Source organism: Frigoribacterium sp. SL97 (genome assembly GCF_026625765.1).
GTDB lineage: Bacteria > Actinomycetota > Actinomycetes > Actinomycetales > Microbacteriaceae > Frigoribacterium.
This window is the reverse complement of sequence record NZ_CP113062.1, coordinates 1,837,287-1,861,533: the sequence shown is the minus strand read 5'-3', so window position 1 is coordinate 1,861,533 and position 24,247 is coordinate 1,837,287. Positions and strand designations below refer to the sequence as shown.

The 24,247-nt window shown below is 68.6% G+C and carries 24 protein-coding genes; 13 read left to right on the top strand and 11 right to left on the bottom strand.

Annotated features, from left to right (window positions below):
* Window positions 1-38: 38 nt before the first annotated feature.
* Window positions 39-1,667 carry an apolipoprotein N-acyltransferase gene (gene lnt / locus OVA02_RS08890; protein WP_082460215.1) on the top strand — a complete coding sequence of 543 codons (1,629 nt, stop codon included), beginning with the start codon at window positions 39-41 and terminating at the stop codon, window positions 1,665-1,667.
* A gap of 84 nt (window positions 1,668-1,751) precedes the next feature.
* Here lnt and OVA02_RS08885 read toward each other — a convergent pair whose 3' ends face one another.
* The 4 genes from OVA02_RS08885 to OVA02_RS08870 form a co-directional block, all read right to left on the bottom strand.
* The gene (locus tag OVA02_RS08885) at window positions 1,752-2,117 is read right to left on the bottom strand and encodes an RNA polymerase-binding protein RbpA (RefSeq protein ID WP_043594952.1); all 366 of its coding nucleotides are present in this window, start codon (window positions 2,115-2,117) and stop codon (window positions 1,752-1,754) included.
* 116 nt (window positions 2,118-2,233) lie between these two features.
* Entirely contained in the window at window positions 2,234-3,022 is a 789-nt protein-coding gene (locus tag OVA02_RS08880; RefSeq protein ID WP_056045082.1) for a glycerophosphodiester phosphodiesterase family protein, read from the bottom strand.
* Entirely contained in the window at window positions 3,022-4,161 is a 1,140-nt protein-coding gene (locus tag OVA02_RS08875; RefSeq protein ID WP_082460214.1) for an SPFH domain-containing protein, read from the bottom strand. The genes OVA02_RS08880 and OVA02_RS08875 overlap by 1 nt, the downstream gene beginning before the upstream one ends.
* Window positions 4,162-4,165: 4 nt before the next feature.
* A complete protein-coding gene (locus OVA02_RS08870; RefSeq protein ID WP_056045080.1) occupies window positions 4,166-4,645 on the bottom strand; it encodes an NfeD family protein in 480 nt (159 codons plus the stop codon).
* A gap of 123 nt (window positions 4,646-4,768) precedes the next feature.
* On the opposite strand from OVA02_RS08870, the gene OVA02_RS08865 reads away from it, so the two are divergent.
* From OVA02_RS08865 to OVA02_RS08840, 6 genes are all read left to right on the top strand, one after another.
* The gene (locus OVA02_RS08865; protein ID WP_056045077.1) at window positions 4,769-5,536 is read left to right on the top strand and encodes an SDR family oxidoreductase; all 768 of its coding nucleotides are present in this window, start codon (window positions 4,769-4,771) and stop codon (window positions 5,534-5,536) included.
* Between the two features lie 13 nt (window positions 5,537-5,549).
* Window positions 5,550-6,014, top strand: coding sequence for an NUDIX hydrolase (locus tag OVA02_RS08860; protein WP_056045075.1), 465 nt, complete (start codon window positions 5,550-5,552; stop codon window positions 6,012-6,014).
* A gap of 149 nt (window positions 6,015-6,163) precedes the next feature.
* Window positions 6,164-6,664, top strand: coding sequence for a hypothetical protein (locus OVA02_RS08855; RefSeq protein WP_056045073.1), 501 nt, complete (start codon window positions 6,164-6,166; stop codon window positions 6,662-6,664).
* Between the two features lie 12 nt (window positions 6,665-6,676).
* Window positions 6,677-7,264, top strand: a complete 588-nt coding sequence (folE, locus tag OVA02_RS08850) for a GTP cyclohydrolase I (RefSeq protein ID WP_056045070.1) — start codon at window positions 6,677-6,679, stop codon at window positions 7,262-7,264.
* On the top strand, window positions 7,257-8,198 hold the full coding sequence (gene folP / locus OVA02_RS08845) for a dihydropteroate synthase (protein WP_056045069.1): 942 nt from the start codon (window positions 7,257-7,259) through the stop codon (window positions 8,196-8,198). Before folE ends, folP begins: the two co-directional genes overlap by 8 nt.
* Window positions 8,195-8,959, top strand: coding sequence for a pyrimidine reductase family protein (locus tag OVA02_RS08840; protein ID WP_056045067.1), 765 nt, complete (start codon window positions 8,195-8,197; stop codon window positions 8,957-8,959). Before folP ends, OVA02_RS08840 begins: the two co-directional genes overlap by 4 nt.
* Window positions 8,960-9,039: 80 nt before the next feature.
* Here OVA02_RS08840 and dhaM read toward each other — a convergent pair whose 3' ends face one another.
* From dhaM to dhaK, 3 genes are all read right to left on the bottom strand, one after another.
* Window positions 9,040-9,726, bottom strand: a complete 687-nt coding sequence (gene dhaM / locus OVA02_RS08835) for a dihydroxyacetone kinase phosphoryl donor subunit DhaM (RefSeq protein WP_056045065.1) — start codon at window positions 9,724-9,726, stop codon at window positions 9,040-9,042.
* Window positions 9,727-9,728: 2 nt separating this feature from the next.
* Entirely contained in the window at window positions 9,729-10,379 is a 651-nt protein-coding gene (dhaL, locus tag OVA02_RS08830) for a dihydroxyacetone kinase subunit DhaL (protein WP_056045063.1), read from the bottom strand.
* Between the two features lie 79 nt (window positions 10,380-10,458).
* Window positions 10,459-11,460, bottom strand: coding sequence for a dihydroxyacetone kinase subunit DhaK (dhaK, locus tag OVA02_RS08825; protein WP_056045061.1), 1,002 nt, complete (start codon window positions 11,458-11,460; stop codon window positions 10,459-10,461).
* Window positions 11,461-11,658: 198 nt separating this feature from the next.
* Here dhaK and OVA02_RS08820 point away from each other — a divergent pair, with 198 nt between their 5' ends.
* Together OVA02_RS08820 and glpK are read left to right on the top strand one after the other, a co-directional pair.
* On the top strand, window positions 11,659-12,396 hold the full coding sequence (locus OVA02_RS08820) for an MIP/aquaporin family protein (RefSeq protein WP_123517649.1): 738 nt from the start codon (window positions 11,659-11,661) through the stop codon (window positions 12,394-12,396).
* A gap of 157 nt (window positions 12,397-12,553) precedes the next feature.
* Window positions 12,554-14,074, top strand: a complete 1,521-nt coding sequence (glpK, locus tag OVA02_RS08815) for a glycerol kinase GlpK (protein WP_056045060.1) — start codon at window positions 12,554-12,556, stop codon at window positions 14,072-14,074.
* A gap of 79 nt (window positions 14,075-14,153) precedes the next feature.
* Here glpK and trpD read toward each other — a convergent pair whose 3' ends face one another.
* Entirely contained in the window at window positions 14,154-15,209 is a 1,056-nt protein-coding gene (gene trpD / locus OVA02_RS08810; RefSeq protein WP_056045059.1) for an anthranilate phosphoribosyltransferase, read from the bottom strand.
* A gap of 176 nt (window positions 15,210-15,385) precedes the next feature.
* On the opposite strand from trpD, the gene OVA02_RS08805 reads away from it, so the two are divergent.
* The 4 genes from OVA02_RS08805 to OVA02_RS08790 are packed head-to-tail and all read left to right on the top strand — an operon-like array spanning window position 15,386 to window position 19,561.
* Window positions 15,386-15,961: a cytochrome c oxidase subunit 3 gene (locus OVA02_RS08805; RefSeq protein WP_267659656.1), complete on the top strand. Its 576-nt coding sequence runs from the start codon at window positions 15,386-15,388 to the stop codon at window positions 15,959-15,961.
* 21 nt (window positions 15,962-15,982) lie between these two features.
* On the top strand, window positions 15,983-16,798 hold the full coding sequence (locus OVA02_RS08800; protein ID WP_056045057.1) for a c-type cytochrome: 816 nt from the start codon (window positions 15,983-15,985) through the stop codon (window positions 16,796-16,798).
* Between the two features lie 37 nt (window positions 16,799-16,835).
* Window positions 16,836-17,903, top strand: coding sequence for a ubiquinol-cytochrome c reductase iron-sulfur subunit (locus tag OVA02_RS08795; protein ID WP_043594939.1), 1,068 nt, complete (start codon window positions 16,836-16,838; stop codon window positions 17,901-17,903).
* A gap of 47 nt (window positions 17,904-17,950) precedes the next feature.
* Window positions 17,951-19,561 carry a cytochrome b gene (locus OVA02_RS08790; RefSeq protein WP_043595069.1) on the top strand — a complete coding sequence of 537 codons (1,611 nt, stop codon included), beginning with the start codon at window positions 17,951-17,953 and terminating at the stop codon, window positions 19,559-19,561.
* Between the two features lie 1,461 nt (window positions 19,562-21,022).
* On the opposite strand, the gene OVA02_RS08785 is transcribed toward OVA02_RS08790, so the two are convergent.
* From OVA02_RS08785 to coxB, 3 genes are read right to left on the bottom strand one after another with little or no spacing between them, the layout of a single operon-like run.
* Window positions 21,023-21,439: a cytochrome c oxidase subunit 4 gene (locus tag OVA02_RS08785; RefSeq protein WP_054146161.1), complete on the bottom strand. Its 417-nt coding sequence runs from the start codon at window positions 21,437-21,439 to the stop codon at window positions 21,023-21,025.
* A gap of 5 nt (window positions 21,440-21,444) precedes the next feature.
* Window positions 21,445-23,190: a cytochrome c oxidase subunit I gene (ctaD, locus tag OVA02_RS08780; protein WP_082460211.1), complete on the bottom strand. Its 1,746-nt coding sequence runs from the start codon at window positions 23,188-23,190 to the stop codon at window positions 21,445-21,447.
* Window positions 23,191-23,201: 11 nt separating this feature from the next.
* Window positions 23,202-24,059 (bottom strand): cytochrome c oxidase subunit II, encoded by an 858-nt coding sequence (coxB, locus tag OVA02_RS08775; protein WP_082460210.1) that lies wholly within the window; start codon window positions 24,057-24,059, stop codon window positions 23,202-23,204.
* Window positions 24,060-24,247 lie beyond the last annotated feature (188 nt).

The following is a 24,247-nucleotide window of genomic DNA, read 5'->3' as shown; positions in this document are numbered from 1 at the left end:
CGACCGGCCTCCCAGACGCCGCCACCTAGAATCGCGGGGTGTCTTCCCGAGCGACCGACGTCCGACTGCCCCTCTGGCTCGCCCTGATCGTCGCCCTCGGTGCCGGCGCCGTCCTCGACGGCGGCTTCCCGGACGGCGACGTCTGGCCGCTGACCTTCGTCGGCATCGGGTTCGTGCTGGTGGCCCTCCGGGGCCGGTCGCTCGGCGGTTCCTTCCTGGTCGGCCTCGTGGCGGGCCTGTCCTTCTACCTGATCCACATCTCGTGGGCGACGCTCTTCCTCGGTGTCGTGCCCTGGGCCGCGTTGTCGACCCTCGAGGCGCTCTTCTTCGCCGCCGGGGCGATGCTCATCACCCTCGCGTACCGCTGGGTCCCGCTCATCTGGCCCGGCACCCTGGGCCGCACAGTCCTCCTGCCCGTCGTCGTCGGGGGGCTCTGGACGCTCCGTGAGTTCGTCGCCGGCAACTGGCCCTACGGCGGCTTCGCCTGGGGTCGCGTGGCCCTCAGCCAGTCCGAGAGCCCGTTCGCCGGTCTCGTCGCCTGGCTCGGCATCTCGGGGCTGTCGTTCCTCATGGTGGCGATCGTCGCCGCACTGATCCAGCTCGCCCTGCAGACGACCGTCCGGGGTTCGACCCGCGTGCTCGCCGCTGCCACGGTCGTGGTCGCCGCCCTCGCGGTGCCGCACTGGCCGACGCACTCCTCGGGCACCGCCACCATCGCCGCCGTCCAGGGCGACGGCGACGCCGGCTACTTCGCCGACCGGCAGTACGGCGACCTGACCAACGCCCAGGTCCTCGCGATGAGCGACCTGCAGGCCCAGCTCGCACGGCTGCCGGAGGACCAGCGCTCCCTCGACATGATCGTCTGGCCCGAGGGAGGCAGCGACCGTGATCCCACCCGCGACGCCACCGGCCAGTACGTCTTCGACGCGATCTCCCGTGGCTACGACGCCCCCCTCGTGTCGGGCGTCATCACCGAGAGCGACGACGGTGAGACCGTCCACAACTCGTCCCTGCTCTGGTCGGACGGTGGAGTGGCGGACCAGTACGACAAGAAGCACCCGGTCCCGTTCGGGGAGTACGTCCCCGATCGCGCCTTCTGGCGGCCCTTCGCTCCCGACCTGATCGACCTCATCGGGCGGGACTACACGCCGGGCACGCGGGACGAGGTCTTCGACCTCGGTGACTTCCGTGCCGGGATCTCGATCTGCTTCGACATCGTCGACGACCAGCTCATCACCAACATGATGGACGAGGGCGCGCAGGTCATCATCGGCCAGACCAACAACGCCGACTTCGGGACCCGTCCCGGGCAGACCGACGAGAACGAGCAACAGCTCGCCATCGCACGCCTGCGGGCGATCGAGACGGCGCGTCCCCTCGTCAACGTCTCGACCGTCGCCTCGACGCGGGCCATCGACGCCTCGGGCAGGACGACCGCGAGCATCCCCGACTACGAGCCCGGAACGATGGTGGCTGTCGTCGACCTCGGTACCGGGACGACGCCCGCCGTCGTGGCGAGTCGAGCGATCGAACTCCTCGTGTCGTTCTTCGGTCTCGCGATGCTGCTGCTGTCGCGCCTCTTCATCGGGACCCGGCGTTCCACTCGTCGACGCCGGCTCGACGAGGCACCCGACCCGATCCTGCCGCGGTGGCGGGTCGTCGACTGACGGTCCGGCTCCGCCGGGACGAGAGAAGGCCCGACCACCGTGAGGTGGTCGGGCCTTCTCGTCGGATCGCTGCCGGACGGGTCGTCAGGCGCCGATCTTGTGCTGACCCTTTCGGGCCCTGAGGAAGTCGAGTCGTTCTTGGAGGAGCTCCTCGAGCTCGTCGCGGCTGCGTCGCTCGAGCAACATGTCCCAGTGGCTCCGGGGGACCTTCACGTCTCCGGCGTCGATCTCGACGGGCTTGCCGTCGGCCGAGAGCAGACGACCCTCTTGGCCGCTCTTGGGCGACTGCCAGATGTCCGGGATCTCGGCGTCCGCAGCGAACACCATGTCGAACGTCTGACCGTCGGTCGTCTGGTAGACGGCCTTCTTGCGGGGCGAGAACTCCACGCCCTCTTCGCTCTGCAGGCTCTGGCTGCCGAGCCTCATTCCGCGCAAACTGCGATCTGCCATTGTGTGGTCTCCTCTCGCGTTGCAATCACCCGTTGTAACCCGTTCTGGCCCTCCGCCGTTCCGGGCCGTGCGATTTCACAGTCCCTTCACAGTGCCCGGGCAGTCTCGGGACGGGGTCACACGGCGCGCCGACGCACCTCGTCGAGCGCCAGGTCGGTGCGATCGGTGACGATGCCGTGCACGCCCAGGTCGAGCAGCCTCACCATGTCGGCAGGCTCGTTGACGGTCCACACGTGCGTCTCGACACCCAGGGCCGCCCACTCGGCCACGCGCGCGGTCGTGACGATGCGGACCGGGCCCTTGCGCTCGGGGACCTGGACGGCCCGGCACCCGGCGAGGGCGCGCCGCACCAGCGACCGCCGGAGACGGGGGAGGGGGACGAGGCCTGCGGCAACCGCCGCGACGATGCCCCGGGACGAGGCCGACGTCGCGACTCCCGGCAGGGCCCGGACCGCCCGCAGACGCCTCCGGTGGTCGAACGAGGTCACCAGGACGCGATCCGTCGCCCGGACGCGGGCGATCGCTCGGACGGCCGGTGCGACGGCCTCGTCCGACTTGAGGTCGATGTTGAACCGGGTCTCCGGGAAGGCGTCGAGCGCCTCGTCGAGGGTGGGGATCTCGTGCTCACCGTCGAGCCGGACCATCTTGACCTCCGCGAGGTCGAGGTCGAGGAGGCGCTCCTCACGTCCCGCGAGCCGCGTCAGGTCGGGATCGTGGCTGATCACCGCGATGCCGTCGCGCGTGGCGTGCACGTCGGTCTCGACGTACGTCGCCCCGGCCGACACGGCGAGGGCGAACGCCAGCATCGTGTTCTCCGGGGCGTCGACGGCCAGGCCCCGGTGCGCCAACACCCGGGGGCCGGCCGGAGCGAACCAGCCGGCCGAGACCGGGGGAGCGGACGGCACTACGAGGTCGCCGGAGGAGTGGTCGGCCCGGTGTCCGACGCGCCCGCCCCGGGAGCCGGCCGGTCAGCGCCGGCCGCACCCGCGCCTCCGGAACCGACACCGGAGCCGGTCTCACCGGGCGTGGTGACGGTCGGGAAGCCGAGGTCCGGTTCGGCCTCGAGGTCGACGGTCGATGCGAGGTCGGGCGTGACGTCCATCTCGGAGACCTTGGGGGCCTCGGTCGGGGTCCACCCCGGGGCGTTCGGGTCGCGCGGGGCGAAGAAGCCCTGCCCGATGCCCTTCAGGGCCTCGGTCAACTCGCTCGGGATGATCCACATCGTGTTGGCCGAGCCGTCCGCGATCTTCGGCAGGGTCTGGAGGTACTGGTACGCGAGCAGCTTCGGGTCGGGGTCGCCGGCGTGGATGGCGTTGAAGACCGTCGCGATGGCCTCGGCTTCGCCCTGTGCCCGCAGCACCTGGGCCTTGGCGTCGCCCTCGGCCTTGAGGATCGACGACTGTCGCGACCCCTCGGCCTCGAGGATCTGGGACTGCTTGGTGCCCTCGGCGGTGAGGATGGCGGCGCGACGGTTGCGCTCGGCACGCATCTGCTGCTCCATCGAGTCCTGGATCGACAGGGGCGGATCGATGGCCTTCAGCTCGACGCGACCGACCCGGATGCCCCATTTGCCGGTGGCCTCGTCGAGCACGATGCGCAGCTGGCCGTTGATGTTGTCGCGACTGGTGAGGGCCTGCTCGAGGTTCAACCCTCCGACCACGTTGCGCAGCGTGGTCGTCGTGAGCTGTTCGACGGCCCCGAGGTAGTTGGCGATCTCGTAGGTGGCCGCCCGGGCGTCGGTCACCTGGAAGTACACGACCGTGTCGATCGAGACGACCAGGTTGTCCTCGGTGATGACGGGCTGCGGCGGGAACGAGACGACCTGCTCGCGCATGTCGATCAGCGGCCGCACGCGGTCGATGAACGGCACCAGCAGGTTGAGCCCGGGGGAGAGGGTCTTGTGGTACCGCCCCAGACGTTCGACCACGCCGGCACTCGCCTGCGGGATGATGCGGACCGAGCGGAAGAGGATGACGAGGACGAGCACGACGACGATCGCGACGACCACGATCGTGACGACGGTTCCGGCACTGATGGTGTCCATGGCTTCAGGACCTCTCTGCGGGGGCGACGAAGGCGGTCGACCCCTCGATGGCGGTCACGACGACCGGGGCCCCGGTGTCGAGTGCGAGGTCGGGGCCTGCCGACGTCGCGGGGGAGGACAGCACGCGGGCCGTCCAGGTCTCGCCGTTCGACAGCTTGACCTGGCCGGGGTCGGAGCCGATGGGCACGACGACCGTGCCGCGCAGCCCGAGCAGCGCCTCGACGTTGCTGGGGGTCGGATCGCCCCCGCGGCGGAGCGCCCGCAGCAACGGCGGCCGCACGGTGAACAGCAACAGGACCGCGAGGACGGCCGCGATGATCGCCTGCAGCCACCACGGGGCACCGAAGAGGCCGGCGAGCAGCCCGCCGACGCTGCCGATGGCGAGCATGAGGAAGGTGAATTCGAGCGTCGTCACCTCGACGATGACGAACACCAGGATGAGCGCGATCCACGCGACCCATGCGTAATCGTTCAAGACGTCCACGTCGACCTTCTCTCGTTCCCCTGTTATGAAAACTATCACCCGCCCCTGACGATGACGAGGGGGATTGGTAGGGTCGAGTCCGGTCCACGGGCCGATCGATCCCCGCACAGTCTGGAGCACGCCTTGTCCAACCCCCTCGCCGCAGAGTCCCTCGCCGGAGCCCGAGTCCTGGTCACCGGATCGTCCCGGGGGATCGGTGCCGACACCGTGCGCTACTTCGCCGAGGCCGGAGCCAAGGTCGTCGTGAACTACCGCAACAAGGAGAAGCGCGCACTGCAGCTCGTCTCGACCATCGAGCAGGCGGGCGGCGAGGCGATCGCCATCGGGGCCGACCTCACCGACGAGGCCAGCCTGGCGGCGATGTTCGACACGGTGCGTGACGCCTGGGGCGGCCTCGACGTGCTCGTGATGAACGCCTCGGGCGGCATGGAGACGGGCATGGCCGAGGACTACGCGCTCAAGCTCAACCGTGACGCCCAGGTGGCGCTGTTGACCGCGGCCCTGCCGCTGCTCGCCCCGGGGTCGCGCGTCGTCTTCGTCACGAGCCACCAGGCGCACTTCATCCGCACGACCGAGACGATGCCCGAGTACCTCCCCGTCGCCCTCAGCAAGCGTGCCGGCGAGGACGCCCTGCGCGAGATGCTGCCGCAGCTCGAGACCGCGGGCGTCGAGTTCGTCGTGGTCTCGGGGGACATGATCGAGGGCACGATCACGGCGACCCTGCTCGAACGCTCGAACCCCGGTGCCATCTCGTCGCGGAAAGAGAGCGCGGGCAAGCTCTACAACGTCGCCGAGTTCGCCGCCGAGGTCGCGTCGGCCGCCGTCGACCCCGTCCCGGCCGACCACACCCGCCTGGTGGGCGACACCAGCGACTTCGCCCCGATCGTCTGAGACGGGCCCCTTCGTGACCGAGCGCATCGTCCGACCGACCTCGCGCCTCCTCGTCCTCGACGACGACGACCGCGTGCTGCTGATGAAGACGGTGGCGCCCGACACGAGTCGCTTCGCTCGCTGGATCACGCCGGGTGGCGGGGTCGACCCGGGCGAGACCCATGTCGAGGCGGCGATCCGCGAGTTGCACGAAGAGACCGGACAGGTGGTCACCGAGGTCGGTGACGTCGTGCGCGTGGACGACTTCGAGGTGTCCTGGGACGACGCCGACCACACGCACGGTCACGCCGAGTTCTACGTCGTCCGCCTTCCGCACTTCGAGGTCGTCGACGACGACTGGACCGACGACGAGCGCAGCGACATCGTCGAGTCGCGCTGGTTCACCCTCGACGAGCTGGCGACCACCGACGAGCCGGTCGAACCCGGCGACCTGGCCGAGCTGCTGCGTCGGGTGCTGGCCGAGTCGTCCGGGGCGTGAGGGCGGGGCGCCACCCGAGCCACCGCGCACCCCTTCCGGCGTCATCCCTGCGTGACTGATAATGATCATTATGTCAAGTAACGTCGAGAGGGGCGACGGAAGCGCTCCCCGCTGACGCACGCCGCGCCTCCTCGGAGTTTCCTGGTCGCATGACGACCGACACGACCCCCACGCCGCCCGACGACGCGCATCGCCGACCCCACGGGCTCGACGACGACACCGTTGCTGCGCTCGGCGAACTCTCCGCCGCGCTCGAGATCGTCGAGCAGGCCCGTGGATTCCTCTACGGATTCCACCGACTGACCGGCAAGGCCGACCTCGCCCTCGGCGATGCCGTGGAATCGCTTCGCCGAGCCGGGCACGACGAGATCGCCGACCTGCTGGACCGGGACCTCGTCGGTCGCAACGTCGTCGAGGGACGCTGGACGTACCAACTCGTCGAGGACTACGACGACGGCTACTACGCCGCGTTCCGCGACCATGAGAAGAACGTACGTGATTCCTTGGCGGACGGCAAGAAGCACCTCTTCGAGGCCGAGATGAAGGAGGCGCGGCGCAGCCACGGACGGCGCCACCACGAGGCGCTCCCCCGCGAGTCCGCCGTCGACCTCGGGAGCAGCACCGACGGCGCGGTCGGCCCCTCCGCCTGAGAGGATGGTGCGATGACTCCTCCGCCGATCGACGGGCCCCGCATCGAGGCCGCCGTGCTCGAACTGCTCGCCGCGATCGGCGAGGACGTCGACCGGCCCGGGCTCGAGTCGACCCCCCGACGCGTGGCCGACGCCTACGCCGAGTTCTTCTCGGGGCTCACGGTCGACGCGGCCGATCTCGTCCGCCAAGCCACCGTCCCGGCCGAAGCGCACCAGCTGGGCGAGGTCGTGATCGTTCGCGACATCTCGTTCCGGTCGGTGTGCGAGCACCACCTGCTGCCCTTCGTCGGCGTCGCTCACGTGGCCTACGTCCCGGGCGAGACGATCGTCGGCTTGGGTGCGCTCCCCCGCGTGGTCGACGCGGTCGCCTCGCGCCCCCAGCTCCAGGAGCGACTCGGCGAGGAGATCGCCGAGGCCGTGGAGACCGGCGCCCGCCCCGACGGCGTCCTCGTGGTGCTCGACGCCTCGCACGGATGCGTCACGACCCGGGGCCCCCGTCAGACGGGCAGCACGACGGTGACGCTCGCGAGCCGGGGCGTCCTGTCCACGCCGTCGGCGCGGGCCGAGGCGGTCGCCCTGATCGGCACCTCCCGTGGCTGAGGCGGCCGCTCCCTCCCCCGCGGCCCACCCCGCCGGATTCGCCGTGCCGCCCCTCCTCGTCCCCCGCCGTCGCATCGGGTCACGGACCTTCGAATTCTCGCACCAGGTCGCCGTCATGGCGATCGTCAACCGCACGCCCGACTCGTTCTTCGACCGTGGCGCGACCTTCGCCCTCGACCGCGCCGTGCAGGCCGCCGTGGACGCGGCCGAGGCGGGCGCCGACTGGGTCGACATCGGGGGCGTCCCCTTCGCGCCCGGGCCCGAGCTGTCCGCCTCTGACGAACTCGACCGGGTGCTGCCCGTGGTGGAGGCGCTCGCGAGCCGGTCCGACGTCGTGATCTCGGTCGACACCTTCCGCCCCGAGGTCGCCGAGCGCGTCATCGCCGCCGGGGCGCACGTCGTCAACGACACCACGGGGCTCCACGATCCGCGCCTGGCCGACGTGGTCGCCGACAGCGAGGCCACGCTCGTCGTCACCCACAGCCTCGCGGCACCACGGCGTCCGCACCCCCGTCCGCACTACGGCGACGTCGTGGCCGAGGTCGTCGAGTTCCTCGCACGGCGGGTCGACGTCGCCCGTGCCCACGGCGTGCCCGACGACAAACTCGTCGTCGATCCGGGGCACGACCTGAACAAGACGACCCGACACTCGCTCGAGCTCACCCGGCGCCTGTCCGAGGTGGCGGCCCTGGGTCACCCGACGCTCGCCGCGGTGTCCAACAAGGACTTCGTCGGCGAGTCGCTCGGTCGCGACAAGCCCGACCGCCTGGCGGGCTCGCTCGCGGCGGCCACGGTGAGCGTGCTGCAGGGCGCGCGCATCGTCCGCATGCACGACGTCCGGGCCAGCGTCGACGCCGTCCGGATGGTCGAGGCGATCCTCGGCTGGCGGGACCCCCTCGTCGAGCGCCACAACCTCGACGAGGACGCCCTGTGACCGCGACCACCCTCGTGCAGCTGCACCCCGCTCCCCCGGTCGGCCGTGGCGCACTGACGATCGACGACCTCGTCGAGCTCCACCGGCCCCACGACCGGACGACGCCGTCCGTGCGGGCGAACTTCGTCGCCAGCGTCGACGGATCGGCGACGGCGGCCGGCAGGACGCGCGACCTGGGCGGGCCGGCCGACCTGCTCGTCTTCGACCTGCTGCGCCGACTCTGCGACGTGGTCGTGGTCGGGGCGGGCACGGTCCGCGACGAGGGCTACGGCCCGATGCGACTCGACGACGAGGCCGTCGCCTGGCGTCGGGCCGCGGGCCTGTCCGACCACCCCGTCTTCGCCGTGGTCTCGAGCGGACTCGGCCTCGACCCGGCGAGCGGCGTGTTCGCGGACGCCCCGGTCCGCCCTCTGGTGCTCACCCACGACGCGGCACCTCGCGCGGCTCGGGCCCGACTCGACGAGGTCGCCGACGTCGTGTCGTGCGGTCGCGACCGGGTGGACCCGCGCCTCCTCGTCCGGGTCCTGGTCGAGCGAGGGCTTCCCCAGATCCACACCGAAGGAGGCCCGGCGTTGCTCGGCGACCTCGTCGCCGCCGACGTCGTCGACGAGCTGTGCCTCACCGTGTCGCCCAACCTCGAGGGCGGAGCCGGCCCGCGCATCGTCGCGGCCCGCGACGAGATGGCCCTGCGCGGCCTCGCCCTCGACCACGTCCTGGTGTCGGGCGACATGCTCCTCACGAAGTGGTCGCGACGGCGCTAGGTCGCGACGGCGCTGGGTCGCGACGGCGCCAGGTCGCGGCCGCGCGACGCGAGGTCAGGAGGCGCGGGCTCCGCGGGCGATCAGCTCGCCTTCTCGCCGAAACCGCCTTCGATCAAGGCGATGAGGTCGTCCACGGCGGCCGCGGCGTCGGGACCGGTCGCCATGACGGCCACCGTCGAACCGACGCCCACGTTCAACCCCATGATGCGGAGCAGGCTCTTGGCGTCGACACCGTTCACCGTGACGTCGGCCTGGAACCGAGACGCGTGCGTGACGAGGTCGGCGGCGGGACGGGCGTGCAGCCCCGACGCGTTGACGAGGACGGCCGAGCGCTCGACGGCGTCGCCACCTCGGAGGTCGCGCTCGTCGGCGTGCGCGTCGGCGACTCCGGTGGCCGTCCGGGCGGCCGCCGCCACGGCCTCGAGGTCTCCTCCGGTCTCGGCGGACACGGCCGCGGCGACCGTTCCCTCGACCAGTGGCGCGTCGGCGATGAGCACCCGCTGCTTGTCGGCGTCGTCGAGGAAGTCGACGGCCGTCTCGCTCGTCAGGATGGCGGAACCGAGGTCGCAGAGCACGACCGCACCGCCGTCCCGCCCGGCCTCGGCCAGGGCGGCGGAGATCTTGTCGAAGCTGGTGCCGATGGACCCGTCGTCCGTCCCTCCGGCGGCCACGAGGGTGGTCGTGGGGGCCATCTGGCGAGCGAGGTCGACCACGCCCTCGGCGATCTTGACACTGTGCGAGACGACGACGATTCCGATGGTGGGCATGCTCAGGACTCCTTGCTCGAGCCGTCCGCGGCGTCGGCCGCGGCGGCGATGATGAGGGACGACGACTGCGCGCCGGGATCGCGATGACCCACGGCACGCTCGCCGAGGTAGCTGGCTCGGCCCTTGCGGGCGACGAGGGGTTCGGTCGAGGCGGCACCGGTCGCCGCGGCGTCCGCTGCGGCACGGAGGACGCCTGCGGGCGAGGCACCGTCCGCAGCTGCGGCGGCTGCTGCGTCGACGGCCGGGGTCCACGCGTCGATCATGGTCTTGTCGCCGACCTCGGCCTTGCCCCGCAGCACGACACCGTCGCGGGCCGCCGTCAGGAAGGCGACCAGAGCCTCCGCGTCCAGCTCCGTGGCGTCGCCCAGGGCCGCCGACCCTTTCAGGTACGCCGTGCCCAGCAGGGGGCCCGACGCGCCGCCGACCGTCGAGATGAGCGTCGTGGCGACGAGTTTGAGGGCTGCTCCGGGCGTCGCGTCGGCGGGGAGGTCGGCGAGCCGGGCGCGCACGGCGGTGAAGCCGCGGGACAGGTTCTCGCCGTGGTCGCCGTCGCCGATCTGGCGGTCGAGTTCACTGAGGGCCGTGTGGTGGGCGGCGACGACGTCGGCCGTCCGGTCGATCCAGGCCCGGGTCCAGGTGGCGTCGAGTGTCATGCGGTGGTCGTTCCTCTCATCGTGCGGTGGTTCGGTGATGCGGCGCGGCGTGCCCTGCTCTCGGCATCCACGCGGACGCCTACCGGCCCCGGCGCAGGGCCGCGGTCTCGACCGGGGCGTCCCAGAGCTCGGCCAGCTCGTCGTCGAGGCGGGTCACCGTGATCGACATGCCCTGCATCTCGAGCGACGTGACGTACGAGCCGACGAGGCTGCGGTACACCTCGACGCCTCGTGCTTCGAGGGCCTCGGCCGCACGACGGTAGGCGATGTAGAGCTCGACGAGCGGCGTACCGCCCATGCCGTTGACGAAGAGCAGCACCCGTTCGCCAGAGGCGAGTCCCAGATCGTCGGTGACGGCGTCGAGCAACCGGTCGACGATGGCGTCGACCGGTTCGAGCGGGATGCGCTCCCGCCCCGGTTCGCCGTGGATGCCGATCCCGATCTCGACCTCGTCGTCGGCCAGCGTGAAGCTCGGCTCACCGGCATGGGGGACGGTGCCCGCCGTGAGGGCGACGCCCATCGACCTGGTCGCCGCGTTCGTGCGTCGAGCCACCTCGGCGACGGCGTCGAGCGAATCGCCCCGCTCGGCCGCGGCACCGGCGGTCTTCTCGACCACGACCGTGCCGGCGACGCCTCGGCGACCGGCGGTGTAGAGGGAGTCCTTGACCGCGACGTCGTCGTCGACCACCACCGAGCGCACCTGGATGCCCTCGGCCTCCACGAGGTCGGCAGCCGTCTCGAAGTTGAGGACGTCGCCCGTGTAGTTCTTGACGATGTAGAGGACGCCCGCTCCGGCGTCCACCGCCTGCGTGGCGGCGACGATCGGATCGGGCGTGGGCGACGTGAACATCGGACCCGGCACGGCGGCCGAGAGCATGCCGAAGCCGACGAACCCCGCGTGCAACGGTTCGTGACCGCTGCCGCCGCCGCTCACGATCGCGACCTTGCCGGCCACGGGAGCCGCCGATCGGCGGACGAACGTCGGGTCGTGCGAGACGACCACGAGGTCCGCATGAGCCGCGCCGAAGCCGGCCACGGCCTCGGCGACGACGTCGGACGGATCGTTGATGAGCTTCTTCATCGAAGTCCCTTTCTCGGCGCCGGGAACGGTGCTCTGGTGCACCAGGCTGCCGCTCAACCTACTCCCGGCACCCCCTGATGCACATATGTGCAATCACCGGATCTTTCCTTCTCATCACGTGTGATCACCGCACTAAGGTGTTGACACACGCTCACCGCGGGTGCACTGTCGCCCCGCCGTACGACAAGGAAGGTCGACGTGAACCTGGGATTGATTTTTCTTTCAGAAACGGTGGGCACCGCATTGCTGCTCACCCTCGGTGGCGGAGTCGTCGCCAACGTCGCCCTCACGAAGACGAAGGGCTTCAACGGCGGCACGCTCATGGTCAACTTCGGCTGGGGCCTCGCGGTCTTCGTCGGCATCCTGGCCTCGTACTCGTCCGGGGCGCACCTCAACCCGGCCGTCAGCATCGCCCAGCTGATCCTCGGCAACATCACGTTCGCCGCATTCCTCGTCTACGTCGCGGCGCAGATGGTCGGTGCGATCATCGGTGCGGTCGTCGTCTGGCTGGCCTACAAGCAGCACTTCGACGAGGAGCCCGACCCGGCCACCAAGCTCGGCGTGTTCTCGACCGGCCCGGCCATCCGCAACTACGGCTGGAACCTCGTCACCGAGATCATCGGCACCTTCGTGCTGGTCTTCACGATCATCGCCATCACCAACGGCGCCTCCCCGAACGCCGCGAACCTCGGCCCGCTCGGCGGCCTGGCCGTCGCACTCCTCGTGGTCGGCATCGGCGCCTCGCTCGGTGGTCCCACGGGCTACGCCATCAACCCGGCCCGCGACCTCGGCCCGCGCATCGCCCACGCCTTCCTGCCCATCAAGGGCAAGGGCGGCAGCGACTGGTCCTACGCCTGGGTGCCGGTCGTCGGCCCCCTCGTCGGCGGCGCCCTCGCGGCACTGCTGTCCTTCCCGCTCCTCCCCCTGGCCGCCTGACCCGGCGATCCGCTGATCGGCCGAGGCCGGCTCCCCCGCGCCGTCCGACGCCCATCGATCCACCCGCTCCCCGCAGAGGCTCGGGCCCGTCCGCTCCATTGGACCGACCCGGGCCTCCGTGCGAGCCGCATCCATCAACGACGAAGGAGTTCCACCCGTGAGCGACACCGACTACATCCTGGCCATCGACCAGGGAACGACCAGCACCCGCGCCATCATCTTCGACCACTCGGGCTCGATCGTGGCCACCGGCCAGAAAGAGCACGAGCAGATCTTCCCCCGTGCCGGCTGGGTCGAGCACGACCCCGCCGAGATCTGGGAGAACACCCGCGAGGTCATCGGTCAGGCCCTCTCCCGGGCCGACATCACGCGCCACAACATCAAGGCCGTCGGCATCACCAACCAGCGCGAGACCGCCGTGGTCTGGGACAAGACCACCGGCAAGGCCGTCTACAACGCCATCGTCTGGCAGGACACCCGCACGCAGTCCATCGTCGACCGCCTGGCCGCCGACGGTGGCGTCGAGCGCTTCAAGCCGATCGTCGGCCTGCCGCTCGCGACCTACTTCTCGGGCACGAAGGTCGTCTGGATCCTCGAGAACGTCGAGGGCGCCCGCGAGAAGGCCGAGGCGGGCGACCTGCTCTTCGGCACGACCGACACCTGGGTCCTCTGGAACCTCACCGGCGGCACCGACGGCGGCGTCCACGTCACCGACGTGACGAACGCCTCGCGCACCCTCTTCATGGACCTCGAGACACTCGAGTGGCGCGACGACATCCTCGAGGCCTTCGACGTGCCGAGGTCGATGCTCCCCGAGATCAAGAGCTCGTCCGAGGTCTACGGCACGGTCGAGGCCTCGAGCCTGCTGCGCGAGGTGCCCATCGCCGGCATCCTCGGCGACCAGCAGGCCGCCACCTTCGGCCAGGCCGCCTTCGACCAGGGCGAGTCGAAGAACACGTACGGTACCGGCAACTTCCTGATCTTCAACACGGGCGAAGAGATCGTCCACTCGAAGAACGGGTTGCTCACGACGCTCGGTTACAAGCTCGGCGACGCCGCACCCCACTACGCCCTCGAGGGGTCCATCGCGGTCACGGGTTCGCTGATCCAGTGGCTGCGCGACAACCTGGGCATGATCGGCTCCGCCCCCGAGGTCGAGGAGCTCGCCAAGACCGTCGAGGACAACGGCGGAGTGTACTTCGTGCCCGCCTTCTCGGGCCTGTTCGCGCCCTACTGGCGGTCCGACGCGCGTGGTGCCCTCGTCGGCCTCACCCGCTACGTCAACAAGGGCCACATCGCCCGCGCCGCCCTCGAGGCGACCGCGTTCCAGACCCGCGAGGTGCTCGACGCGGTCAACGCCGACTCCGGCGTCGACCTGACCGAGCTCAAGGTCGACGGTGGCATGACCGCCAACGACGCGCTCATGCAGTTCCAGGCCGACATCCTCGACGTCCCGGTCGTCCGTCCCGTGGTCGCCGAGACCACCGCGCTCGGAGCGGCCTACGCGGCCGGTCTCGCGGTCGGCTTCTGGGAGACGCTCGACGACCTCCGTGCCAACTGGCAGGAGGACAAGCGCTGGACGCCGAACATCGACGCCGACGAGCGTGACCGCACGCTGCGTCTCTGGAAGAAGGCCGTCACGAAGACCTTCGACTGGGTCGACGACGACGTCAACTGATCCTCCGCGCGAAGGGCCCGTCCGATCGGACGGGCCCTTCGTCGTCCGCCCGCCCGAGGACGAGGAGGCACGGTTCGTCTCAGGAGGCGCGGGTCGCCGCCACCCACTGGTCCAGTTTCGCGATCGCCGCCCCCGAGTCGACGGCGCGGGCCGCGACGTCCAGCTGCTCCCGGAAGCGGGCGAGGAGCGGCCGTTCGCGCTGGCCCGGGTCCGCGGCCAGCCCGTACGAGACCAGTCCGGCCGCCGCGTTGAGCAGCACGATGTCGCGGACGGGGCCGCGCTCCCCCGCCAGCACCACGCGGGCGACGGCCGCGTTGTACGCCGCGTCGCCGCCGACGAGGTCGGAGATGCGCGCCCGCGGGATGCCCAACTCGAGCGGGTCGAGGTCGTGCTCGGTCACCGAGCCTCCGGTGACCTCCCAGATGTGGCTGTGACCGGTGGTGGTCAACTCGTCGAGGCCGTCGTCGCCGCGGAACACGAGCGCCGTGGCGCCCCGGGTCTGGAACACGCCCACGATCAGCGGCACCTTGTCGAGCGACGCGACGCCGACCGCACTCGCCTCGGGTCGTGCCGGGTTCACGAGGGGCCCCAGGAAGTTGAAGACCGTCGGGACGCCGATCTCACGCCGCACGGCGGCGGCGTTGCCGAAGCCCGGGTGGAAGGCGGCCGCGAAGGCGAAGGTCAGCCCGGCTTCGCGCAGGACCTCGGCCACACGGTCGGCGCCGATGGTCAGGTCGATGCCGAGGGCCGACAGGACGTCCGAGGAACCGGACGACGAACTCGCCGCCCGGTTGCCGTGCTTGATGACGGGCACGCCGGTGGCCGCCACGACGACGGAGGCCATGGTCGAGACGTTGACCGTCCCGAAACGGTCTCCGCCCGTGCCGACGATGTCGACGGCCATGCTGTCGACCGGCAGGGCCACGGCGTGGGCGAGGACGGCGTCGCGGAATCCCACGATCTCGTCCACTGTCTCCCCCTTGGCCCGCAGGGCCACGAGGAACGCCCCGAGCTGGGCCGGGGTGACATCGCCGGTCATGACCTGCTCCATCGACCACGTCGCCTCGCTGATCGAGAGGTCGCGACCGACGAGGAGCGCGTCGATGATCAGGGGCCAGGTGAGCTCGGAGGTCATGCGCCCAGGCTACCGGCGGAGCACGGGCGGCTCCGATGTCTCGGCGTCAAGGGAAATTCCCGACCCGGGGTTTCGAGCGCAAACCCAAAGCGACTTACCAGGCATAATGGACCTCGTGACAAGTACCTCTCTCTCGAGACCTTCTGGCGGCCCCGTCGTCAATCGACCCAGCACGGTTGCCGTGGGCAACCATCGTGTGGCTCGGCAGCGAGGTCATGTTCTTCGCCGGCCTCTTCGCGATCTACTTCACGCTCCGCTCGACGTCTCCGGGCCTGTGGGCCGACCAGACGGCGCTGCACAACGTGCCGTTCGCGCTGACCAACACCATCACCCTGGTGCTGTCCTCGGTCGCCTGCCAGTTCGGCGTGTTCGCGGCCGAGCGCATGCAGCCGCACCGTACCGGCCGCCTGTTCCAGGTCGGCCGCTGGGGCATGGTCGAGTGGTTCTTCCTCACCTACGCCATGGGCGCGGTCTTCGTCTGCGGCCAGGTGTTCGAGTACGCGACGCTGATCTCCGAGCACGTCACCCTCAGCTCGAGCGCCTACGGCTCGGCGTTCTACATGACGACCGGCTTCCACGGCGCGCACGTCATCGGTGGCCTCATCGCCTTCCTGCTCACCATCGGTCGTGCCTACGCAGTCAAGAACTTCGGGCACAAAGAGGCCACGACGGCCATCGTCGTGTCGTACTACTGGCACTTCGTCGACGTCGTCTGGATCGGCCTCTTCATCGTCATCTACCTCCTCAAATAGGCATTGGATCGTCTGCACAGCATGTTCTCCAGAACCTCGTCCTCCCGACGCACCAAGAAGGCCGGCCGTCGCGGCCCCGTCGCCACCGCCTCCCTCCTGCTCGTCGGTCTGCTCACCACGGGCGGTGCCTACGCGCTCTTCTCCTCGACCGCCTCGGCAGACGAGAGCAGCGCCACCGCCACGTCGCAGCAGAGCATCGACGAGGGTCAGAAGCTCTTCGCCTCGAACTGTGCGACCTGCCACGGTCTGAGCGCCGCCGGCACCGACAGCGGTCCCAGCCTGATCGGCGTCGGGGCGGCCTCGGTCGACTTCCAGGTCGGCACCGGTCGCATGCCCATGGCCGTGAACGGTCCTCAGGCCGAGCAGAAGCCCACGCAGTTCTCCGACGAGCAGGTCGCCGCCATGGCCGCCTACGTCGCCTCCCTCGCCCCGGGTCCGGCCATCCCCGACGAGTCCCTGCTCCAGGCCGACGGCGACACGACCAACGGCGCCGAGCTGTTCCGCATCAACTGCGCCATGTGCCACAACGTGGCCGGTGCGGGTGGCGCGCTCACCCAGGGCAAGTTCGCCCCCGCACTCGACGGCGTCACCGCCCACCACATCTACGAGGCCATGCAGACGGGCCCGCAGAACATGCCGGTCTTCAACGACCTCAACCTGTCGCCCCAAGACAAGGCCGACATCATCACGTACCTCAAGTACGTCGAGAACAACCCGTCGCCGGGTGGATTCGAGCTCGGGAGCCTCGGCCCCGTCGCCGAAGGTCTCTTCATCTGGATCTTCGGGCTCGGTGCGATCGTCGCGATCACCATCTGGCTGACCGCCCGGTCGAACTGACCCGCGTTCTCTCCGTACTTCACGAAAGGCAGAATCAATGGCAGAGCACGACGACGAGGCCCCCACGGCGGGCTCGGCTGTCGAGAAGCGTGAGCCTCGACAGGTCTCGGCCGGCACGGCGGTCGTCACGTCCGACGTGTTCCAGAACCCGGGTGAACCGCCCCACCGCGACCGCGTCACCGACATCGACCCCAAGGTCGAGAAGCGTGCGGAGCGTCAGGTCAGCCTGTTCTTCTTCCTGTCGATCGTCGGCAGCATCGCGGCCATCGGCGCGTACGTGGCCTTCCCGATCACGTCGGGTGACTCCGGCTCTGTCCGCCTGAACAACCTGTTCCTGGGTCTCGGGATCGCCCTCGGTCTGTTGTCCGTCGGAATCGGTGCGGTGCACTGGTCCAAAACGCTCATGCCGGCGCGAGAGATCACCGAGATGCGCCACGACACGCGTGGCTCCGAGCCGACGCGTGAGAAGGCCGTCGAGGTCTTTGCACTGGGCAACCACGAGAGCGGCTTCGGTCGTCGTTCGCTCATCCGCAACAGCCTCATCGGCGCTCTCGTCGCGACGCCCCTCCCCGCCGTGGTGCTGTTCCGCGACCTCGCACCTGCGGAAGACCCCAACGCGGTCCTCCGCCACACGCTGTGGGAAGAAGGCATGCACCTCGCCGCCGACCCCTCCGGAACCCGCATCAAGGCGTCGGACGTCACCCTCGGTTCCGTGTTCCACGTCATCCCCGAGAACCTCAACGAATCAGAACACTTGCTCGAAGAGAAAGCCAAAGCGGCCGTCCTTCTCATGCGCCTCAAGCCGGAAGACCTCAACCCGGCCGAGGGACGCGAAGACTGGCAGTACGACGGAATCGTCGCCTACTCCAAGATCTGCACGCACGTCGGGTGCCCCGTGGCCCTCTACGAACAGCAGACACACCACCTGCTCTGCCCCTGCCACCAGTCCACGTTCGACGTGACGAACAACTGCGAAGTCATCTTCGGGCCCGCCAAGCGCCCCCTGCCGCAGCTGCCCATCACGGTCGACGCCGACGGGTACCTCGTCGCGCAGAGCGACTTCCACGAACCTGTGGGCCCGAGCTTCTGGGAGCGCGAAAAGTGATCACCACCACCCCGGCACACGGTGCCGAACCGGCCACGTCCGAGAACATCGGCAAGGCTCCTGCCTTCGCACCGACGAAGACGAACAAATTCCTCGGCGCGACGGCCAACTACATCGACGAGCGCACGAGCATGTCCGGCCTGGTCAAAGAGGTGGGTCGCAAGATCTTCCCCGACCACTGGTCGTTCATGTTGGGCGAGGTCGCTCTCTACTCGTTCGTCGTGATCCTGCTCTCGGGCACGTTCCTGACGTTCTTCTTCCAGCCCTCGATGGCTGAGGTCAACTACAACGGTTCGTACGTTCCGCTCAAGGGCCTCAACATGTCGGCGGCGATGGCCTCGACGCTCGACATCTCGTTCGACATCCGTGGCGGCCTCCTGTTCCGCCAGATCCACCACTGGGCCGCTCTGCTGTTCGTGGCCGCGATCATGCTGCACATGCTGCGCGTCTACTTCACCGGCGCGTTCCGCAAGCCCCGCGAGATCAACTGGGTCGTCGGCTTCACGCTCTGGATCCTCGCGATGGCCGAGGGCTTCACCGGATACTCGCTTCCCGACGACCTCCTCTCCGGCAACGGTGCCCGCATCATCGACGGCATGATCAAGGGCATCCCCGTGATCGGCGTCTGGATCTCGTACCTCGTGTTCGGTGGAGAATTCCCGGGTACCGACATGGTCGGCCGGTTCTACTCGCTGCACATCATGCTGCTGCCCGCACTGTTGATCGCCCTCCTGGGCGTGCACCTGCTGTTGCTCATCATCAACAAGCACACGCAGTTCGCCGGCCCCGGCAAGACGAACCAGAACGTCGTGGGCGTGCCCGTCATGCCCGTGTTCGCGGCGAAGGCCGGTGGATTCTTCTTCATCGTCTTCGGTGTCATCGTGTTGATCGCCTCGCTGTTCACGATCAACCCCATCTGGAACTACGGCCCGTACGACCCCTCCCCCGTGTCGGCAGGTACGCAACCCGACTGGTACATCGGTTTCGCCGACGGTGCCCTTCGTCTCGTTCCTCCGGGCTGGGAGTTCGTCGCCTTCGGCTACACGGTCTCGATGAACATCCTCGTGCCGATCACGGTCCTGGGTCTCTTCATCGTCGTCGTCCTGCTGTACCCGTTCTTCGAGGCCTGGGTGACCGGCGACAAGCGCGAGCACCACATCCTCGACCGGCCTCGCAACGCTCCGACGCGCACCGCGATCGGCGCCGCCGGCATCGTGTTCTACGCCAGCCTGTGGGCAGCGGCGAGCTCCGACATCATGGCGACGCACTTCCACCTGTCATTGAACTACGTCATCCACGCGTGCCAGGCAGCCCTGATCATCGGGCCGTTCATCGCCTTCTGGGTCACGAAGCGGGTCTGCCTCGCCCTTCAGAAGAAGGACCGTGAGATCGCTCTCCACGGCTACGAGTCGGGACGCATCGTTCGCCTGCCGGGTGGCGAGTACATCGAGGTGCACGAGCAGCTCGACGAGTACGAGCGCTGGCGCCTGCTCGACTTCAACGAGTACGAGCCCCTCATGGTCCGACCGAACGCCAACGGCAAGATCACGGCTCTGCAGCGGGCCCGAGCATCAGCGTCGTCGTTCTTCTTCGAGGACCGCATCGCCCCCGTGAAGCGTTCCGAGATCGAGGCATCGCACCACGACGAAGGACACTGACCTTCGGTAGCCCTTGGGCCCGGTCGCACATCGTGTGCGGCCGGGCCTTCGGCGTTCCTGGAGTGGCGAACGGCAGTTCAGTCGGCCCACCCTCGCGCAGCCGACGAGTCCAACCGTTGGGTGAGATGGGATCTCCGGCGACAATACCTCTGGACGTCATCGGATCGAGTGTCGAGACGCCGCGACTGCTTCTCCCTCAGAGCGGTCGAGGCTGAGACATCCCGGCCGACCGCACGAGCGGGCCTCCTCCGAAGGATGCTGCGTGGTACCTGGCTATGATGACTCCTCCAGTCCTGCACGGAGTTGACACAGTGATCCCGGCGACGGTGATCGGTACATCACCGCGGCCTGCGGCCAGGTTCTCAGCCACGACGTCACACCCTCGGTTGAGCGCATGTCACGGTCGGCAGTGGCGATCATCGCCCGGATTCTCGACCTCGTGTGCTCCCTGTGCCCACTCCACGCGAGCCCTCAGGATGACTCTGGCTCCGCCCACCACTCGCTCCGGGCTCGGAGGACCGATGTCAGCTCCCTCGAGGGGCGTGCTCACCAACCCCAGCTGACGACCGCATGAAATCGTCACGATCGACCACACAGGCGCTGTCGTCCCCAGCGACAAGGCCCACGTTCCCCATCAGGACGGCACCCGCGAGGAAGCCTGTAAACGTCCCTGAGCCGGCTCTCCCTGGCCCGGACAGCCGACGATGCATCGGTCGCCTTACGAGATCCAGAGCCACACCCGGCTCGGCGAGAACGGCAACCGTGGTTCGGGCAGCACTCCCCCAGCCTCACTCACGTCGTCCGGACCTCAGGGCCATGGCGCCTACCTCCCACTCCTGGCCGCGTCCCCGCGCCTCAGGACCACGCGTCGACCAGCACCAGGAGCGACCGCGACCCCGGTGGACACCGTGACGACCAAAACCCGGCCCTCCGACCGAACCCAACGAAGCCGTGTGGAGCAAGGAATCCGGTACCGCCGGTGCCGTCGCCACCGGGACGGACGCATGCGGAGCCAGAGCGACAGCACAGGCGGAGGCCCGGGCCAGGCCCAGGCACTGCCACGGGAAGGCTACGGCTACCGGCGCTTGTCCACCCGCGCTCGGCACCGACCAGCGGCCAGTGGCCGAAGGCAGCAACCCGTGGCCCGTAGGCAGCGGCAGCGGCTCGTGGGCGGCGGCGGCCATCGGGCGGAGGCCAGCGGGCGGCGGGCGGCGGCCATCGGACGGAGGCCAGCTGACAGCGGACAGCGGACAGCGGCTGACGCATGACTCACACGATCACCAAACTGGTCGTCTGGGCCGGCCCAGGGCGGCCTGTCCCGCACGTGGGAACGAGAGGCCTAGTGGCCACTCATCAGTTCAGATCTGCATTCCTCGCCTCTGGCCACAACACCCGTGGCGAACACGACGAAGGGCGCCGGCCCGAAGACCGACGCCCTTCACACTCGAGGGAGCAGTGATGTCAGTGTGCGAAGTTTCCGCGGTAGTACTCGTAGACCCAGCCGACCAAGGCAACGGCCGTCAGGGCCGCACCGATGTAGATGATCCACATGCCGACGGCCAGCGCCAGGAAGATCAGGCTGCAACCGGCGGCCAAGATGATGGGCCACCACGACCAGGGGCTGAAGAAGCCCATCTCGGGGTCACCGTCGTCGATGTTGGCGTCCAGACGGTCCTCGGGAAGCTCGCCTCCCTGGGTCGCGTGCGAGCGACCCATGTAGAACGCCAGGAATGCTCCGAGCATGCCGGCCAGACCGATGCCGAGCGTACCGGCCCATTCGACCTGACCGGTGTCGAGGAGGCTCCAGAGCACGTAAACCGCACACATGAGGAAGAAGAAGATCGCGAGGATCCAGAACAGCGTCGCGTTGGTCTTCATCAGGTCTACTTCACTTTCTCGCTGGACGCGTCGTACGTGGGGGCGTCAGGTGCATCCTTCACCGGCCCGATGCCGACGGGCAGTCCGGCCTCTGGGTGGTTGAGGTCGAATGCCGGCGACTCCGAACGGATGCGCGGGATCGACGTGAAGTTGTGTCGCGGCGGCGGGCACGAGGTGGCCCACTCGAGCGAGCGAGAATAACCCCAGGGATCGTTGACCTCGACCTTGGGCGCACGCCGAGCCGTGATGTAGACGTTGTAGAGGAACGGCAGGATCGAGACACCGAGCAACATGGCGCCGATGGTCGAGAGCTGGTTCATCCACGTGAAGTGGTCTTCCGGCTGGTAGGTGGCGTAGCGACGGGGCATGCCCATCACGCCGAGCCAGTGCTGCACGAGGAACGTGGTGTGGAAACCGACGAACAGCATCCAGAAGTGGATCTTGCCGAGACGCTCGTTGAGCATCTTGCCGGTCCACTTCGGCCACCAGAAGTAGAACCCGGAGAACATCGCGAAGACGACGGTACCGAAGACCACGTAGTGGAAGTGAGCCACGACGAAGTACGTGTCGGACACGTGGAAGTCGAGCGGGGGCGAGGCCAGGATGACGCCGGTGAGACCACCGAAGGTGAACGTGATGAGGAATCCGATGGCCCAGAGCATGGGCGTCTCAAACGTCACCGAACCGCGCCACATGGTGCCGATCCAGTTGAAGATCTTCACGCCGGTGGGCACCGCGATGAGCATGGTCATCAGCGAGAAGAAGGGCAGCAGGACCGAGCCGGTCACGTACATGTGGTGGGCCCACACGGTGACGGACAGGGCGGCGATCGAGATGGTGGCGTAGACGAGCGTCTTGTACCCGAAGATCGGCTTGCGGCTGAAGACCGGGAACACCTCGGACACGATGCCGAAGAACGGCAGGGCGATGATGTAGACCTCCGGGTGACCGAAGAACCAGAACAGGTGCTGCCAGAGGATGGCGCCACCGTTCGCGGGGTTGAAGACCTGCGCGTCGAAGACGCGGTCGAACCCGAGGCCGAAGAGTGCGGCCGCCAGCACGGGGAACGCCATGATCACCAGGATGGAGGTGATCAGGGTGTTCCAGGTGAAGATCGGCATGCGCCACATGGTCATGCCCGGAGCGCGCATCGAGACGATGGTTGTGATGAAGTTCACCGAACCGAGGATCGTGCTGAAGCCGGTGAGGCCGAGACCGAACACCCACAGGTTGCCGCCGAGCCCTGGAGAGAACGTCGTGTCACTCAGCGGTGCGTAGGCGAACCAGCCGAACGATGCGGCACCCTGCGGGGTGAGGAAGCCGGCGACGGCGATGATCGAGCCGAACGAGTAGAGCCAGAACGCGAAGCCGTTCAGGCGGGGGAAGGCGACGTCCGGTGCACCGATCTGCAGCGGCATGAGCACGTTGGCGAATCCCGAGAAGAGCGGGGTCGCGAACATGAGCAACATGATCGTGCCGTGCATGGTGAAGAGCTGGTTGTACTGCTCTTTCGTGGCCACGATCTCGAGGCCCGGTGCGAAGAGCTGGGCGCGGATGATGAGCGCCATCACCCCACCGAGGCAGAAGAAGAGGAAAGACGTTATCAGGTACATGTACCCGATCGTCTTGTGGTCGGTCGACGTGATCCAGTTGACGACGACGTTGCCCTTGCGGCCGACCTTCGTGGCGCCGAAGTTCTGACCGGACGAGGTCCCGCCGGTGGTGGGACGGGTGGCGGTGGCTGAGCTCATCGAACCGTGCCTTACTTCTCGGAGTCTTCGGTGCCGGCGGCGTTGGCGGGAGCCTCGGTGCCGGGCTGGTTGGTGTTGGTGTTGTACTGGTCGCCCAGCAGGCCGGTGTTTCCCTCGGCATCGAGCGACTGGATGTACTGGTCGTACTCGGACTGGGACACGACCTTGACGTTGAACAGCATCAACGAGTGGTATTCGCCGCACAGCTCGGCGCACTTGCCGCTGAACGTGCCCTCTTTCTCGGGCGTGAAGTACATCGAGTTGGTCTTGCCGGGGATCGTGTCCTTCTTGTAGAGGAAGTCGATGATCCAGAAGGAGTGAGCCACGTCGCGGGACTTGAGGTCGATCTGCACCGTCTTGCCGACAGGGAGGTAGAGCTCGGGGAGCTGGCTCTCGTCGATCGTGCCGTCACCCAGTTCTTGCGCCTGGATGCCCTGGTAGTAGACGCTCTCGTCTTCGTTCTGCTGGTCGATGTAGTTGAAGTCCCACGCCCAGCGCTTGGCGTAGACGTCGATCTTGACGTCGGGGCTCGCGGTGGGTGCCTCGATGGCAGCCTGGTCGCGGGCCGTGAAGGCGAAGAAGCCCAGCACGAGGATCAGGGGGACGACGGTGTAGAAGATCTCGATCGGCATGTTGTAGCGAAGCTGGACCGGGAGGCCGGTCTGGCCCTTGCGACGCCGGTAAGCGACGCAGACCCAGATGATCAGGCCCCACACGATCACGCCGACGATCAGCAGGACGATCCACGAGGTGACCCAGAGTCCGATCACACGGTCCACGTGGTTGGTCGTGCCCGCGGTGGTGGGCAGCCACCCCTGGAGCTGGTCGGTGGTGCACCCCGCTAGCACGAGAGCCAGGACGACTGCCATGGGGGCGGCAGCCCAACGAAGACGGCGGTTAGAACGCACTGTTACCTCTCGGATGACACGACAGTGGGGGTGTTCCCAGTGTTGACGGGGACCTGCCTAGCTTACTCGCAGGTTCGCCTCCCCAACGCACGGCACGCGCCGGAAGCCTCTCGACGTCGAGCGAGAACCGTCGTGGTACGACCGAGGGG